Below are 15,224 nucleotides of genomic sequence, written 5' to 3' on the forward strand. Positions count from 1 at the left end.
GAGGGTAATTATACCAATCTAGTTGAACTATTTGATGAAGTTGGAACTCAATCTTCTCAAGCATATAAATTCTTTGAAACTTTCATTCGCTCCAACCGTATTTATAGGATAAGAAAGGATGAGTAATACATGACACTAACTCTTACGATGTCAGCGTTAATCGGTTTGATCGCAATGGTTTTGGTAACGCCGCTTGCAAGCAAGACACCAGAGGGCGATCATAAAACATCGTTTAAATTAAAATTTGGCTTATTTATTTTTATTGTAGGAACATTAATTTCGAGCATTGTCTTCTATGTAACTAAATTAGATCAAAATTGGTCTGTAATATGGCCTGTTATTTTAGTTCTTGCTATCATTGGTCTTTTATTATCCACAGGAATGGAACGTAAAATAAAAGGTTTAATCGCTTTTGCTAGTTTAATTTATTTTGGTTATCTTTTAGCTGCTCCTGTTTTTAACGCCAATCAAAAATTTGAGTCGGCGGATATGGATCACAAAGTGGAAATGAAAGCGTTTGATGACACAAAAACGCCTGCAAGTGTTCCACCAAAATTCGCACGAAATAAGATGAAGAAGGCCTTTAGCCAAGTGCCAAATCCTAGCTATTATGAATTAGGAGAATTGCAGATCCAAAAAGTAGCGGGCGAATATGTTTATATTGCACCCGTTGAGTTTTCTGACTTTTTTAAATGGATGAAGGGGAAGGTTTCGCCAGGGTATCTCATTATGAGTGCAACCGATTCATCTAACAATCCAAAGTTCGTTAAATCTGAAATGGTTTACACAGCTTCTGGCTATTTTAACAATAATGTCGAACGCCACATGAGACTTGCTAATCCAAAAGAAATTTTTTATGGCGATCCACAATTGGAAGTAGACGATGACGGCAAGCCGTATTACATCAGAACGTATGGAAAATTCATTTCTGCGCGTAATGGCTTTGATCCAAAGGGCATTGTTATGGTAGATGTAAAAACAGGCGCTTCTAAAACGTATACATTAGATAAAATACCTGCCTTTATTGACGGAGCAATCTCTCCAGAAGCGGTAAGTCGACAAAATGAATATTTCGGCAAATATGTGCATGGCTTTTGGAATAGTCTAGTCGGCAAGAAAGATGTGAAATTGCCATCAGATGAAGGGACAGAAGCAAATGTCAGCCCTGTTTTTGATGAGAATGGAACCATGTATTATTTCACTGATTTTAGAAGCCCGAAAAAAGGCGTAGATTCTATGCTTGGCTACTCTTTAACAGACGCTCGCACAGGTCATGCAACGTACTATACAGGCAATAAAGAAGAATCCTATATGGATTCACAGGGTGCTATTCAAATCATTGAGAAAAAATTCATTGAGAAAAAATGGCGTGCTTCTATGCCGATTATCTACAATTTTTACGGTGAAGCTAGCTGGCTTGTACCAGTATTAGATTCCAATGGCTTCCTGCAAAATTACTCGATTGTGTCTGCAGCAAGGCCTGAACTTTCAGTATCTGCAGCAACTCCAAATGAAGCATTAAGGCAATATAAAACAATTATCTCCCGAATTGGCAACAGTTCGTTAAAAGGAACATCTGAAGCAGAAGAAAAAGAAGCTCAAGGAAAAATAGTCCGCGTTTATAAAGAAAAGAATGGGGATTTCACTACTGTTTCCTTCTTGCTAGATAATAAAGAAAATTATATTGTGAGTTCAGAAGTGGCTCCTCTCGCCGTCTATCTGAAAGAAGGTGACACTGTAAAGCTGAAATATGTGAATTCAAGCGAAGTCTTTTTACCAGTAAAAGAAATGGTTATAGAGGGAATCGAAGAAAAATAATTAAAAAAGCTCTATAAGGTAGACGAAAGCCAAAAACCTTATAGAGCTTTTTTCTATTTCCAAGTAAATCCTTTGGTTGCAAGAAAGTCTTTGATAAATGGACGACGCTGTTCAACTAAGAAATCAGCCATTTGTTTTGTCCAATTCGACATTTTTTGATTCGATGAACGATGTTGGTAGTATTCTTCTAATGTCGCATCATATTCATCAAGTAATGTATCGTATTTTTCTTCATCATAGCTATTTTCATGCAGCACGGCATCCAGTGGAAGTCTTGGTTTTGTTTCATTTCTTTTCGTCGGTTTTCCGATTGTCATGGCGAACATAGGGAAAACGTGTTCAGGCAGATTGAATAATTCGCTGATCTCAGCTGGGTTATTACGCGCACCGCCAATATAACAAATACCGTATCCTTCTGATTCAGCAGCAATAACAAAGTTTTGTGCAAATAGCGCTACGTCGGCTACGCCTGCAAGAAGGTTTTCAGCAGAATCAGCCACAATTTCTACACCTTGCTTTTTGCCGGCAGCCTCCAAACGCTTGAAGTCAACGCAGAATAAGAAAGAAGCACCTGCTGTTTTGAATTGGAACTCATTGTTAGAGAGCTCGCCTAATTTTTTCTTTTTGTCAGCATCAGTTACCCAGATGACACTGTATGCTTGGATGAAATGTGAGGTAGCAGCCATTTGTGCTGTTTCAATTAAATCTCGTACAACCTCTTTTGGTATCTCTTCACCTGTATATTTTCGAACAGATGAATGGCTACGCAATAAATCTTTAACCATCTGTAGAACAACTCCTATTTTGTGGATTTCTTTAATTAACTATAGGAGAAATTGTAGGAAATGACTAGCGAAACGAATCCGCTTGTATGTAATATTTAGAAATATCAAAAAATAGTATTGACTTTTTAAAATGCAATACCTATACTTACAACAACAAGATGGAACAGAATAAATTACCTTTATCAAGAGTGGCGGAGGGAAAGGCCCTGCGATGCCCGGCAACCAGTAAGTTATCTTACATGGTGCTAATTCCTACAGATTCTTTATTGCGGATCTGACAGATAAGGGGAGGAAAATGCTAATGACCCTCTTCTTATGTGAAGAAGGGTTTTTCTTTTGGAAAATCCTTGCCACATGCCTCAGATTTCCATCTCAAACTATATTAGGGGGAATTAGAATGACAGAATTTCGTAAAGAGACTTTAGCAGTACGTGGAGGCCAAACGCCTGATCCTACAACTGGTGCAATTGCAGTGCCGGTATACCGAACTACAGCCTATAGGTTTAATGATACAGAGCATGCAAGGAAATTATTCGCCTTGGAAGAGCCAGGTAACATTTATTCTCGAATCATGAATCCTACTGTTGATGTCTTTGAAAAACGAGTAGCCCTGCTTGAAGGTGGAACAGCAGCGGTTGCTTTATCATCAGGCATGGCGGCCATTTCATTTTCTATTTTAAATATAGCGCGTGCTGGTGATCATATAGTTTCAGCTGCGAGTGTATATGGAGGAACGTACAATTTATTTGCCAATACTTTGCCACGATACGGAATCAATACTACATTTGTAGATGAACGGAAGCTTGAAGATTTTGAAGGTGCAATCCAAAAAAATACAAAAGCGATTTATGTTGAAACGATTGGTAATCCTAGTCTTTCAGTAGCAGATATCGAAAGTATTGCGGATGTTGCCCATCGACACGAAATCCCTCTAATCATCGACAATACATTTGCATCACCGATTGGATGCAATCCTATCGAATATGGTGCTGATATTGTGATTCACTCTGCGACTAAGTGGATTGGCGGGCACGGTACGACAATCGGTGGTGTTGTGGTGGATGCAGGCAAGTTTGATTGGACACGAGGTAAATTCCCTGACTATACAGAAAGAGATGAATCCTATCATGGCATCCGATATGGCATTGATGTGAGTAATGCAGCTTTCACTACACGCCTGCGCGTACAATTGCTGCGCGACTTTGGGCCAACGCTTAGCCCAGATGCTGCCTTCCAGTTATTACAGGGTCTTGAAACACTGCATCTTCGTGTGCCTTATCATAATGAAAATGCTAGAAAGGTAGCTGAATACTTACGTCAGCATCCTCAGGTGGAATGGGTAGGATACAACGGCTTCTCTGATAGCGAATTCGCTCCTCTTGCCAAAAAATATCTAAAGAATGGTTATGGCTCTGTTCTTACATTTGGAATTAAAGGGGGCAGAGATGCTGGACGCGAATTTATCGACAATGTCGAATTGTTCTGCCACGTGGCAAATGTAGGAGATGCCCGCTCATTGATTATTCATCCAGCCTCTACTACTCATCAACAATTAAACAGTGAAGAGTTGAAAAAATCAGGCGTGCCAGAGGAATTAATTCGCTTATCTATTGGGTTAGAAGCAATCGATGATATCATCTCTGCACTAGAAGAAGCATTCACAAAGGTAAGCCCAAAAGTTGCAGCAAAATAATTTGTTAATGAGTTTCACTTCGCCTCAGGGAAATAGCAGCATTTCCTAAGATTTTTAAATAAATAAAGAAAAGAGTGATGGATTGTCTTGTCACTCTTTTCATTTTGAATTGAATGAACACACTGTAAATACATATGTCTTTTATGGGAGGAATTATCTTGTAAACATACTCTGTGTAAGCTAAAATCATCAGTATGTAGATTAATTGATTAAGAGAATGGAGGCGGTTTTTTGAAAAAGGTAAAGGTTGCTATATTAGGTTTCGGTACAGTTGGCCAGGGGGTCTATCGCATATTAACAGAAAAGCGCAGTCAATTGAAACGGATGCTAGGTGTCGACCTAGAAGTAGCAAAAATCCTCGTAAGCAATCCGAATAAGCCACGTCCTCACGCTGCTAAAGAGTTGCTGACAAATCAAATAGAGGAAATCCTGGATATTCCGAATCTTGATGTTGTTTTCGAAGCAATTGTAGGAGAGGAACCTGCATATCAATACCTTGACCGCCTTATTGAAAAGGGATGCAACGTTATCACCGCTAATAAAGTGATGTTTTCTAAGCATGGTAAATCACTTCAGGAAAAAGCAGCGAAACAGGGAGTGCAGGTAGGTTTTGATGCAACAGTTGCAGGCGGCGTTCCTGTTATAAAAACGATGCAAAATCTGCTTCGTGTCAATGAGGTCCAGCGCATTCAAGGTATATTAAATGGAACATCCAATTACATATTGACCCAAATGCGTGCCAGAGGAATGGCATTTGAGGAAGCTTTAGAAGATGCACAGAAATTAGGCTACGCTGAAGCAGATCCTTATAACGATATATCAGGCCAAGATGCTTTTCGAAAACTAATGATCCTCAGTGAACTAGCATTTAAAGAGCAGCCAGATTGGAAGGATGTAAAAGTACAAGGTATTAATGAAATCACATCCCAACAAGTAAAAGAAGCAACTGAAAAAGGCATGCGCTACCGACATATTGCACTAGTCCAAAAAAATTATAAAACAGGCGAGGTGCATGCGACAGTTAGACCTGAGCTCATAGATCAGAGTCACCCTCTCTATTCAATTGAGGAAGTAAACAACGCTGTTGCCATTGAGGCGGATCTGCTAGGCACCGTAACACTTGTAGGGCCAGGAGCGGGAATGCTTCCGACTGCGAGCGTGATGGTGGAAGATTATGGAGATATGCTAACAAAGACTAAAACTGCTATTTCAATTTAACTCAATTAAAAGATATTTATCATAATATTGGTTTAAAAAGAAAGGATAGATGAACAGGAGTGTGGACCTGTATACATCTATCCTTTTACATTATATAACTTCTCTTCTTAGTCTTTTGGGTTGAAGAGTAGAATGCTATTTATAGCTATACACTACATACTTTTATCGTCTACTTAATCGGCATATCTTCCCATGAATAATCTGGTATTGTCGCAATCCATAACGTATCTTTCATGATATCCACATCCCAAACGATGAGATCTCTCGTATCAAAGACTTTTTTAGATTTTTGTTCATCTCTTGTATTGATGGAATAAATAGCTTCATCTCTATGTGTGCTGCCGAACAACTTCTCTCCTTTTTTAATAAATCTAACCAGCACTTCATCAACTTGGACATTTCTCCAATTTCCCTTACCTTTCTGTCGGAGATTTCGAGTCCAAATTCCGCCTTGTGTTGTAACAAATAGCCTATTATTAATCACTTTCATATCCATAGGTTCATCATTACAATGTGGTATGGTTATTAATTTCCATTGATTTTTTGTGTATTGCAAAATACTTCCTTCATCTGATAACATTACCAAATCACCGTTATTTGAGATTTGTAGCACATTAAATGGTTTAGGTACTACAGTTTGTTCCCAAGTCTCTCCTTGATTGATTGTATAGTAAACCTTACCTTTTGAAGTCACAGCTATCTGGTTGTTAGCAGAAAAATCAATTTTCTCTATAGGGTACTCTAATGAAAGGATTTTAGTACCCCTACTTTTCGATGTAATACCTGCCCATATTTCTTTTTCTGTGGCTACGTATAATCGATCTTTCATATCAAACCAAGCATGTGCTACATAACCATTAAATTGCAGTTCTATCCATGTTTTACCATTGTTATGGCTCAATTCAATAAAGGGTTGCTTGGTTGTGCTAAACTGCGTTGGCTTTTTGTCGCCCCATATCACCAATTGTTTGTTCCCTGCAACAACACCCATAATAGCCATTCCTTTATTTGACAGAACTTCATTCCCAATATGTTTGGATAGTAATCCACCGCCGAAAGGTAATTTATGAATTGCACTGACTATATCTCCAGTTTTGGTATTGAATGAAATTCGAGTAAAACGGTTATCTCGATCATTTCCAACCACTGTTAAAATAGGTTCACCCTCGATACTATCAAGTGTAAAATGATATCCTGTCGCCCAATCCTTCCCTTGTTTTAATCCGTATTTATCCTTAGCCAATTGTAGAGCTTCAAAGCTATCTAACCTAATATCATCAAAAGGAATTGTTGGGCCTTGGGTTTGTTTACTCGGTCTAAAGAAGGTAATTTTCTTTTTTGAGATACCAACTATTACATAATCTTCTGTACCTGGTACCACAAAGGTCGTAAACCAATTAAAGCGTTTTCCTGTATCTCCTCTCGAACCTCCCATTGTTTCATCCACACTGTTTGCTGTTGTAAGTGTTGCATTTACATTCCATTCTTTCGCTCTCTGATATCCAATGTTAATCGCTTCTTTTAATGTAATTTCAAGATCTGAAGCGATTACTTCACGATCTTTCAAATTGACAATAACTAAAAAAACTAACAAACAAGTAACTATTTTTATGAACTTCAAAATTACCACCATCCTAAAATAATGTGCCTTGTTAGGTTGGGGTAAATCGATTGTTATATCCTTAGTATGTTCAATAAAAAAATACCTTTTTATTCAAAGTACCTTCTTGTCACACTCCTACCTGGATTAATATGTAGTTTAAGAGCAATTGTGTTAATACAATCGCGCCAATTAAGTAAACAAGAATTAATTTCTATCCCAAATTCTTTCTACGTTTCTTAAAACTTTTCCGTCAAAAGTCAATTTATATATATCTGGCATATCAAGATTCTGCCAAAAAGAAAAATTATACTGTCTGTCAAAGAAATTCATGATTAGCACCATGATATTTCCATGTGTTCCTATCACTACATTTTTACCTTTATAGTTGTCTAATATTTTAAATGTAGATTCAATACCCCTTTCTTGAGCCACAACGTTAGACTCTCCACCTTCCCATGAAAAGTTGTAGTCTTCCCAGACTTTTGCTATTGCAAAAGCAAAATCATTGAAGGGACTGCAGTTAAAGTCCGTTCTTTAAAACCTTCTATAATTCCTATATCTGTATGTATGTATTCTGCTATGTCCTCTACGGTTTGAACCGCTCTTTTATAAGGACTTGAAAAAACGAAATCAATACCCTCTGTTTTTAATAATCTTGTAACCAGTGGGGCATCAGAAAATCCCTTTTCTGATAATGGTCTATTTAATTCATCAGGTGTATAGGTAGAATGTGTATGCCTAACAAAATATAAATTAGTCATTGTATCAGCTCCTGACAGTAATGATCCTATTGTAGCATTGGAGAATTTAGGAGGAGTGATAAACAAAAAAGTACACCACTAATTTTTAAATGGCGTACTTTTATTATTATCATTAATTTTACAAAGTAGTCCTCATTGTCATTAATCCTCATCCTTAATATCAATATCCTCTGGAATAGGTGTGTTTTTCCATATTTCGATTTCTTCTTTTATTCTATCCAATTGTTCAAAATAACGTTCAAATTGGTCGCTATTAACGAGGAATTGCTGGCCATCATGTACAGCGCGTATCCTTCCTTCTAAGACATAGCGCATCACTTGATGTTCGGGCATAGAGAGATCCTGTGCTGTATCTGCCACACTTTTGTACATCAAAAGAACCCCCTTTTTGCTTCATTATACTAGTAGATGTAGGGTTGCTCAACTGCTGGTTTGTTAGCTACAATATAAGACCGAGAGGCTAATGGTTTCTCTCTAACTTTTTGCTAAGAAAAATTCTAGCAAAGATGAAGCATATTTTATAGAATGAGGTTTATTTTTTGAAGAATAATAAAAGGCTTCTATGGGCAGCTTTAGTGATATTAGCGATGATTGGTGTTTTATTAATTGCATTTTATGAATTAGCTCCAAAAAAAGAGATGAAAGAAGCGCCCCTAAAAAATGAAAAACCAAAGACTTTGAAAATAGTAGAAAGTGGTGGAGACGATTTCTTACAGACGCAAGGGCAAAAAGTGAGGGAAAAAGATAGAGCGACGCTTGAGTTAATTCAACATTACAATATAAGGAAAGAGTATAATGTTGGCGAGGTGCATATCTTTGTTAAGGAAGTTAAGCTGATAAAAATGACAGATATAGTAGATGAAGAGAAACAATATTTAAATAATTATAATAATAAGTCGATAGAGGATTTACTTGAAGAAAAAAACAAATACAAAGATGCAGATTGGAATGAATTAAATGAGGCTGTTCAAAAATCCGGGTGGAAGATTAAAGACCGTGCATATTACATAGAAATTATCTATAAAGTGACTAATCAATATCCTGAGGTAGTGCAGTTCTTTAGCTTCCTAGATGTTCAATTTGATGGAGAAAGTTTTTACGTTCCAAGAAGAAACTTTATCTTTAGTAATGATACCTTTGTTAGCGAAAGTAGCGCATCAAGAGTCGACTATCGTAAAGGTGAAAAAAGAGAGGGAAGAATAGGCTTATTGCTGAAAAAGCGTCCTAAACAAATGGGTGACATTCAGTTCTCTACAGACGATGTACGTAATGGCGTTACGCACGAATTGATAAGATCAGGAAAAAACTTTGATATTCCTTTAAAGTAGTAACTCTATTTCCAGAGATGTATCATACTCCATTTTAGAATCAAGTAGAGTGGGCAAGTTACAAAAACAAACTATTATCACTTAGGAATGAAGTGATAATAGTTTGTTTTTTGGTGTTTATTATTGGTGATGTTAGAAAGTTCTCTTCGATAGGGTTGTGAAATCCTGTAAAATAGGAGTAAATCTTAAGAATTTCTTCATTTTTAGGCTCACTTCTTTTTAAGATTTGGCCTGTAAAATGAACTATATAGAAAACAGTGAAATGAGGTGCATGAAGTGGCATCCTATACAATATTAGTCACAGATGATGACCAAGATATTCGTGATGGCATTGAAATCTACTTAAAAAACGAAGGTTACCATGTATTAAAAGCAGCGAATGGGTTAGAGGCATTAGAGAAATTAATGGAAAATGAAGTCCATTTAATCATATTGGATATTATGATGCCAGAAATGGACGGGATACAGGCAACTTTTAAAATACGAGAAGAACAAAATATCCCGATTATTATGCTTAGCGCTAAAGCTGAGGATGGAGATAAGATTCACGGACTATCAGTTGGCGCGGATGATTATGTGACAAAGCCCTTTCACCCATTAGAATTAATGGCTCGCGTTAAATCGCAATTGCGTCGCTACGTAAAACTTGGGACCTATCAAGAACAGCAAGGGAAAGTAGTATTAGGCGGGTTAGCATTAGATGCAGAAGCAAAGGAATTGTCGCTGGACGGCGAGCCTATAAAACTGACAAAGATTGAATATAACATCGTAGAACTCTTAATCACCAATGCAGGTCGTGTATTTTCAATAGAAGAAATTTACGAGCGTGTTTGGAAAGAAGCGGCTTACAATGCGGATAATATTGTTGCAGTTCATATAAGAAAAATACGTGAAAAAATAGAAGTAGATCCAAAGAATCCAAAGTACTTAAAGGTGGTGTGGGGAATTGGCTACAAAATGGAAAGAGCATAGCGCAATGATTTGGTCAATCATCGCTTTGTTGCTTGCATTCGCTAGTCTTTTATATTGCTTATCATTTATTTTGCACTTTATTGATTTTAGTTTTGCCAAAGCCCTAGCTCAGCTAACACGTACAATTGGAGGAAACGCATGAAACGAAATAAATATATTGCCCAGTTGTCTCTAATTTCTATTGTATTGATTGGGCTATATTCTTTTTTAGAATATGGCCACCAATACTTTCTGAAAAACTTTTTTGAATCTGATACTTTCCAATCAGATTATGACGATTTTACACACCAATTAGGCTCGCTTGTATTAAATCCAGCAGATGGAGATGAGGCGAAGAAAAAAATCAAGGTCTCTTCTAGTGAAATAGAGGATTATCGGAATTATTATGGAAGCTTAGGAGAGCAAATAGCCAATATTAAAGACCAGTATAGAGATAGGATCCAAGAAGCAAAAGATGCCAAGGCTACTACTGTCGAAGAGGCACTAATCAAAGAGCGAGAGAAAAAAATAAAAGATATCACAAAGAACTTTGAAGACGATCAATATGTACGCGACAAGATTATAAAAATTAAAGAAAAAGATATTGATCAGTATATAAGCGACAGAGAGAATAACAAAGAGTACTTTTTCAACTATTTCTCTTATTACTCATATAACCTCACTGATCTAGAGACGGGCCAGTCATTTGTGAAGGGCAATGTGAAGGGAGATACAGCCTATACAAAGCAGTATAATCGTACCGATGATACCCTAGATTTATCATTATCTTCTGATGATATCGTGTATGAAGGAAGTGATGGAATCTCTTATGATGTGTCAAATTTATTGGAGCAGAAGACACACCGATATACAGGAAGTATCTCTATTTCAGAAAAATTATTTACACAATCAAGCTACTATGAGGAATATAAAAACTTTCAATTCCACAAACGACTTCTTTATTTTATTTGGTTAGTTAGTATATTCTCTATAATTGCCTTATTTTTATTACGTCCGTTTCAATTAGAGATACAGAAGGGCCGCGCATTTTACCAGTGGATACGTAAATGGCCTATTGATATAAGAGGGATATTTATTGCATTAAATTTATTTGCTACTCTCTTTGCCGTTATTTTATTATCGGAACACTTAGTATTCACTCGTATATATGGAACTTTCTTTAATAAAGCGATGTTTGTTTTCACTTTTATATTTGAATTTGCTTTATTGTTTGTTTTAGTACATTTTATCATTAGGCAATCGATGATGTTGATGAAAGACTTGGATACAGGGGAGAAGCGTGCGAAAGCTATTAAAGAATCTATCCTTCTTCATGTAATAAAGGATATTCAACATTTATTTTTATCTAGAAGCATTGGTCTACAATCTATCGCATTGCTAATTACTGTTTTTTTAGCAGGCGTAGGCATAGTCATTGTATCGGATGGTAGTGGAGGGGCATTTTTACTTTACATGTTTTTATTTATGTTTGTAGCAACTCCAGCAACATTAGTATTTCTGCGTCGCATGGGTTATTTAAATCGAATGATGAAACAGACAGAGGATATGGCGAAGGGGCGATTAAGCGGTGATATTCCCGTTCGAGGCAAATCACCTTTTGCCCAGCATGCAGCAAATTTGAACGCCTTACGTGAAGGTGTCCGTTCTTCTATTACAGAGCAAGCGAAAAGTGAGCGGTTAAAAACTGAACTTATTACCAATGTCAGCCATGATTTAAGAACACCATTAACATCCATTATTACGTACACTGATTTATTGAAGAATCCTGCATTGACAGAGGATGAGCGTAATAGCTATATAGCGATATTAGATAAAAAATCACAACGCTTAAAAACATTGATTGAAGATCTATTTGAGGTGTCTAAGATGGCGACCGGTAATATTGAACTGCACAAACAGCGAGTTGATTTAAATCAACTAGTCAAGCAAGCAGTGGGCGAACATGAGGAAGAAATTGAAAAAGCAAATATGTCGTTCCGTGTGCAATTGTCAGAGGAGCCATTATTCGCATATGTAGATGGCCAAAAGTGGTGGCGCGTGTTAGATAACCTGTTGATCAATGCATTAAAGTATACAATGGAAGGAACACGTGTCTATATCACATTAGAAAAAGTGAATGATAAAGCGCAGTTTGTTATCAAAAATATTACGAAATATGAGTTTGGCGACCAAAATGTCGAGGAGCTCTATGAACGTTTTAAAAGAGCTGATACCGCTCGCCATACAGAAGGGTCAGGCCTTGGCCTTGCTATTGCTCAATCTATCGTCGATCTCCACCAAGGCAGCATGGAAATCACAATCGATGGCGATTTATTTAAAGTGGTTGTTTCTGTGCCATTAGAGCGATTATATTGAAAAAATATAAATAGGTTCCAGAATTCTATGATGAATTCTGGGCTTTTTTTAATTCCATCAAAAAACTAGTAGCAAAAAACAATATAATATAGGAAAATGATATTAATAATAATCTATTTACTGGTAAATATATAAAAAGATAGAAGTGAGTGATATACATTGATAATAATAGGAATCATCTTTATTTGTTTTTTGCTTTCTATCCAATATGTTCGATATATTGGTTATGAAAAAAGTGAATATAAACAACTGACAGGCACATCATTCGGAAAAACCTTTTTTAACAAGGGACTATATGGGGAATATTTAATTGTAAAAGAGTTACAAAAGTTGCCGGGCAAGCATAAAACGCTAGTCAATCTTTATATTCCTAAGACAAATGGAGATACAACGGAAATCGACGTTATATTCATACATGAAAGTATGATTTATGTGATTGAATCTAAAAATTATAGCGGATGGATTTATGGTAGAGAACGCGATTATAAATGGACTCAGGTTTTTCAAAATAAAAAGAAGTATAAGTTTTACAATCCTATCAAGCAAAATCGATCACATATACAACATTTGCAGCGTTTACTTTCAAGTGTAGATGAGAAGTTTTTTTATTCTCTGATTGTTTTTAGCAACCGTTGCACTCTGAAATCAATTGATATTGAATCAGAGTGTATAGAAGTTATCAATCGTAATAGGTTGCATGTGGTGAAGAAGATTAACGCTCTTCATAGGCCTGATGCAATACCAGTTAATCTTATCTACAATAAATTGTTGCCTTATACAAATGTAGAAGAACAAGTGAAAGAGAAACATATTAATGATCTTCGCAAGAAGCACTCATCTTAAACGAAAAAATGAAAGAGCTAGAGTACAAATCACACTGAACTCTAGCTCTTTTATACAAGCAACTATTTATCTTGAGATTCTGGACCTACAATAATAGGTGAGGTGTCGGTAGGAACCTCTTCTTCTTCTGTAATAATCTTTTTATCCGCAAACATGTTAGACTGCAATCGAATAAATTGATAAATATGTGTGACGATTACTTTTAGTACTGCATAGCCTGGTACCGCCAAAATAATCCCAGGCAAACCAAATAGATTTCCAGCAGTCAAAATAACGAAAATAACCGTTATAGGATGGACTCGCAGAGATTTGCCCATGATTTGTGGAGAAATTAGTTTTCCTTCAAGCAATTGAACGATGACCCAAACGATGGCTAATTTCAACAGCATAGATGGCGAATGAATCAGCGCAAGAATAATGGCTGGCGTGATAGCAATAATAGGTCCTAGATACGGCACTACATTCGTTACCATCGCAATGATTGCTAGCGTTAAGGCATAATCTAAGCCGATAATAAGGTAGCCAATTAAAAGCAATGTGCCAATACATAAGGATACGAAGATTTGACCACGTATATATGAGCTTAACGCATGGTTCATTTCGCTTAAGATTCGCTTGGTTTCTGAACGTGATTGATCTGGCAAAAACTGTAGAATATATGTTGGCAGATTATCACCGTCTTTCAATAAATAGAAAAGAATAAAAGGAAGCACTGCCACAGCCATGATCACTTCTGTAATGGTTCCTACAACTGAAAATATACCATGTGAAAAATCTGCTGCATTATTGCTGAGATAGCCTGACACACTTTGCGATATTCGATCAATATCAGCATTTAGAGGTTGCATCCATTTTTCGACAAAATCATTATGTGCCAATTGTAAAACTGTATGTTGTACCTCTTTTGTGAGAGTTGGAATATTCATGATGAGACTTTGAATTTGTTCTTTTAAGATGGGCAAAACAGAGGAAATAATGACCGTAAGTATGCCTATAATCAATACGTATAATAATAAAATGGATATAGTCCGCTTCACCCCAGCTCGTTCGGAGAAATCAATCAACGGATTGAATAAATAGAAGCAAATTCCTGCCAGTATGATCGGCAAAAAGATAGTTCTAATAAAGATAGCGAAAGGGATTAGAACAAATCCGATTTTGGATAGCGCTAGAACAGTTAGACTGAAGATGAAGACAATAAGTGTATAGACAACAAACTTGCTGTTTAAAATTTTCCTTTTAAAGATAGTTCCTTTTGAATCTTTAATCTGCATTATACTCACCCACCCCTGGTCATTCTTTAGAATGTATCCAACAAATGCTGCTTATTTTTGAACCTTGCTTAAAAAATAGCGTCTTGCTAGTTAGATAACTATTCTTTACCCTTTATAAGACCGTTTCTAACTAAATTGCTTGCTCATACTGTAATTAAGTAACCCAATTGTAAAGATACTATGGATAAACGCCTCTAATTTGCCGTAATTAACCAAAAATATATATAATTACTGGTAAGGGGGAGGAGAGTTATGATTAGCCGGCTTCTGTTCAACTTGCAATTACACGCGGGTAAGTTTAGATTACTAGGCTATGCGGTCTTGCTAGATGCATTGCTAGGGATAGGGGATATTACTGTTTATTTAGCTTTACCGGAATTATTTATAGGGATCCTGTTGACTAGTATTTTAATGGTTGTTGTTAGGAGATACGCGCCTATTTTCTATAAAGTAATTTTAAAAAGACGGGCTTTGTTAACTACTGTACTAACTGTATATTCTTGCATTATTTTTATGCATTACTTTATTTGGATTGCGCCATATTAAAATAAGTAAAAGCCTGATTTCCTTAGTA

13 protein-coding genes, 1 pseudogene and 1 riboswitch are annotated in these 15,224 nt (G+C 36.4%); of the genes and pseudogenes, 9 read left to right on the forward strand and 5 right to left on the reverse strand.

All coding sequences use genetic code 11. The features are described 5' to 3' along the window. Positions 1-129 precede the first annotated feature (129 nt). A complete protein-coding gene (locus F0527_RS00195) occupies positions 130-1,818 on the forward strand; it encodes a YrzE family protein (RefSeq protein ID WP_150283357.1) in 1,689 nt (562 codons plus the stop codon). A gap of 53 nt (positions 1,819-1,871) precedes the next feature. On the opposite strand, the gene nfsA is transcribed toward F0527_RS00195, so the two are convergent. Then, positions 1,872-2,603 carry an oxygen-insensitive NADPH nitroreductase gene (gene nfsA / locus F0527_RS00200; RefSeq protein ID WP_150283358.1) on the reverse strand — a complete coding sequence of 244 codons (732 nt, stop codon included), beginning with the start codon at positions 2,601-2,603 and terminating at the stop codon, positions 1,872-1,874. A 176-nt stretch (positions 2,604-2,779) separates the two neighbouring features. After that, positions 2,780-2,891: riboswitch (SAM riboswitch) on the forward strand. A gap of 109 nt (positions 2,892-3,000) precedes the next feature. Between nfsA and F0527_RS00205 the strand changes: the two genes are divergently transcribed. Together F0527_RS00205 and F0527_RS00210 are read left to right on the forward strand one after the other, a co-directional pair. Continuing rightward, positions 3,001-4,296, forward strand: a complete 1,296-nt coding sequence (locus F0527_RS00205; protein WP_150283359.1) for an O-acetylhomoserine aminocarboxypropyltransferase/cysteine synthase family protein — start codon at positions 3,001-3,003, stop codon at positions 4,294-4,296. Between the two features lie 231 nt (positions 4,297-4,527). Next, positions 4,528-5,514 (forward strand): homoserine dehydrogenase, encoded by a 987-nt coding sequence (locus F0527_RS00210; protein ID WP_150283360.1) that lies wholly within the window; start codon positions 4,528-4,530, stop codon positions 5,512-5,514. Positions 5,515-5,683: 169 nt separating this feature from the next. Here the strand turns inward: F0527_RS00210 and F0527_RS00215 are convergent, their stop codons facing one another. The 3 genes and pseudogenes from F0527_RS00215 to F0527_RS00225 form a co-directional block, all read right to left on the reverse strand. Continuing rightward, positions 5,684-7,135, reverse strand: coding sequence for a WD40/YVTN/BNR-like repeat-containing protein (locus F0527_RS00215; protein WP_150283361.1), 1,452 nt, complete (start codon positions 7,133-7,135; stop codon positions 5,684-5,686). Positions 7,136-7,321: 186 nt separating this feature from the next. Further along, positions 7,322-7,878: pseudogene (locus tag F0527_RS00220) on the reverse strand (histidine phosphatase family protein). Positions 7,879-8,019: 141 nt separating this feature from the next. Then, the gene (locus F0527_RS00225; RefSeq protein ID WP_150283362.1) at positions 8,020-8,250 is read right to left on the reverse strand and encodes a MerR family transcriptional regulator; all 231 of its coding nucleotides are present in this window, start codon (positions 8,248-8,250) and stop codon (positions 8,020-8,022) included. Between the two features lie 167 nt (positions 8,251-8,417). Between F0527_RS00225 and F0527_RS00230 the strand changes: the two genes are divergently transcribed. The 5 genes from F0527_RS00230 (at position 8,418) to F0527_RS00245 (ending at position 13,376) form a co-directional block, all read left to right on the forward strand. Next, positions 8,418-9,206: a hypothetical protein gene (locus tag F0527_RS00230; protein WP_150283363.1), complete on the forward strand. Its 789-nt coding sequence runs from the start codon at positions 8,418-8,420 to the stop codon at positions 9,204-9,206. Positions 9,207-9,482: 276 nt separating this feature from the next. Further along, complete coding sequence (locus tag F0527_RS00235; protein ID WP_066791496.1) at positions 9,483-10,178, forward strand: response regulator transcription factor; 696 nt, start codon at positions 9,483-9,485, stop codon at positions 10,176-10,178. Beyond that, positions 10,153-10,320 (forward strand): hypothetical protein, encoded by a 168-nt coding sequence (locus F0527_RS16875; protein ID WP_158512612.1) that lies wholly within the window; start codon positions 10,153-10,155, stop codon positions 10,318-10,320. The genes F0527_RS00235 and F0527_RS16875 overlap by 26 nt, the downstream gene beginning before the upstream one ends. Beyond that, positions 10,317-12,533: a sensor histidine kinase gene (locus F0527_RS00240; RefSeq protein WP_150283364.1), complete on the forward strand. Its 2,217-nt coding sequence runs from the start codon at positions 10,317-10,319 to the stop codon at positions 12,531-12,533. The genes F0527_RS16875 and F0527_RS00240 overlap by 4 nt, the downstream gene beginning before the upstream one ends. 159 nt (positions 12,534-12,692) lie before the next feature. Next, the gene (locus F0527_RS00245) at positions 12,693-13,376 is read left to right on the forward strand and encodes a nuclease-related domain-containing protein (RefSeq protein WP_223823494.1); all 684 of its coding nucleotides are present in this window, start codon (positions 12,693-12,695) and stop codon (positions 13,374-13,376) included. Positions 13,377-13,438: 62 nt separating this feature from the next. On the opposite strand, the gene F0527_RS00250 is transcribed toward F0527_RS00245, so the two are convergent. Next, complete coding sequence (locus F0527_RS00250) at positions 13,439-14,650, reverse strand: AI-2E family transporter (RefSeq protein ID WP_150283365.1); 1,212 nt, start codon at positions 14,648-14,650, stop codon at positions 13,439-13,441. 252 nt (positions 14,651-14,902) lie between these two features. On the opposite strand from F0527_RS00250, the gene F0527_RS00255 reads away from it, so the two are divergent. Next, positions 14,903-15,196 (forward strand): hypothetical protein, encoded by a 294-nt coding sequence (locus tag F0527_RS00255; protein ID WP_150283366.1) that lies wholly within the window; start codon positions 14,903-14,905, stop codon positions 15,194-15,196. The last annotated feature ends 28 nt before the right edge of the window (positions 15,197-15,224 follow it).

This window comes from Rummeliibacillus sp. TYF-LIM-RU47 (genome assembly GCF_008638315.1).
GTDB lineage: Bacteria > Bacillota > Bacilli > Bacillales_A > Planococcaceae > Rummeliibacillus > Rummeliibacillus stabekisii.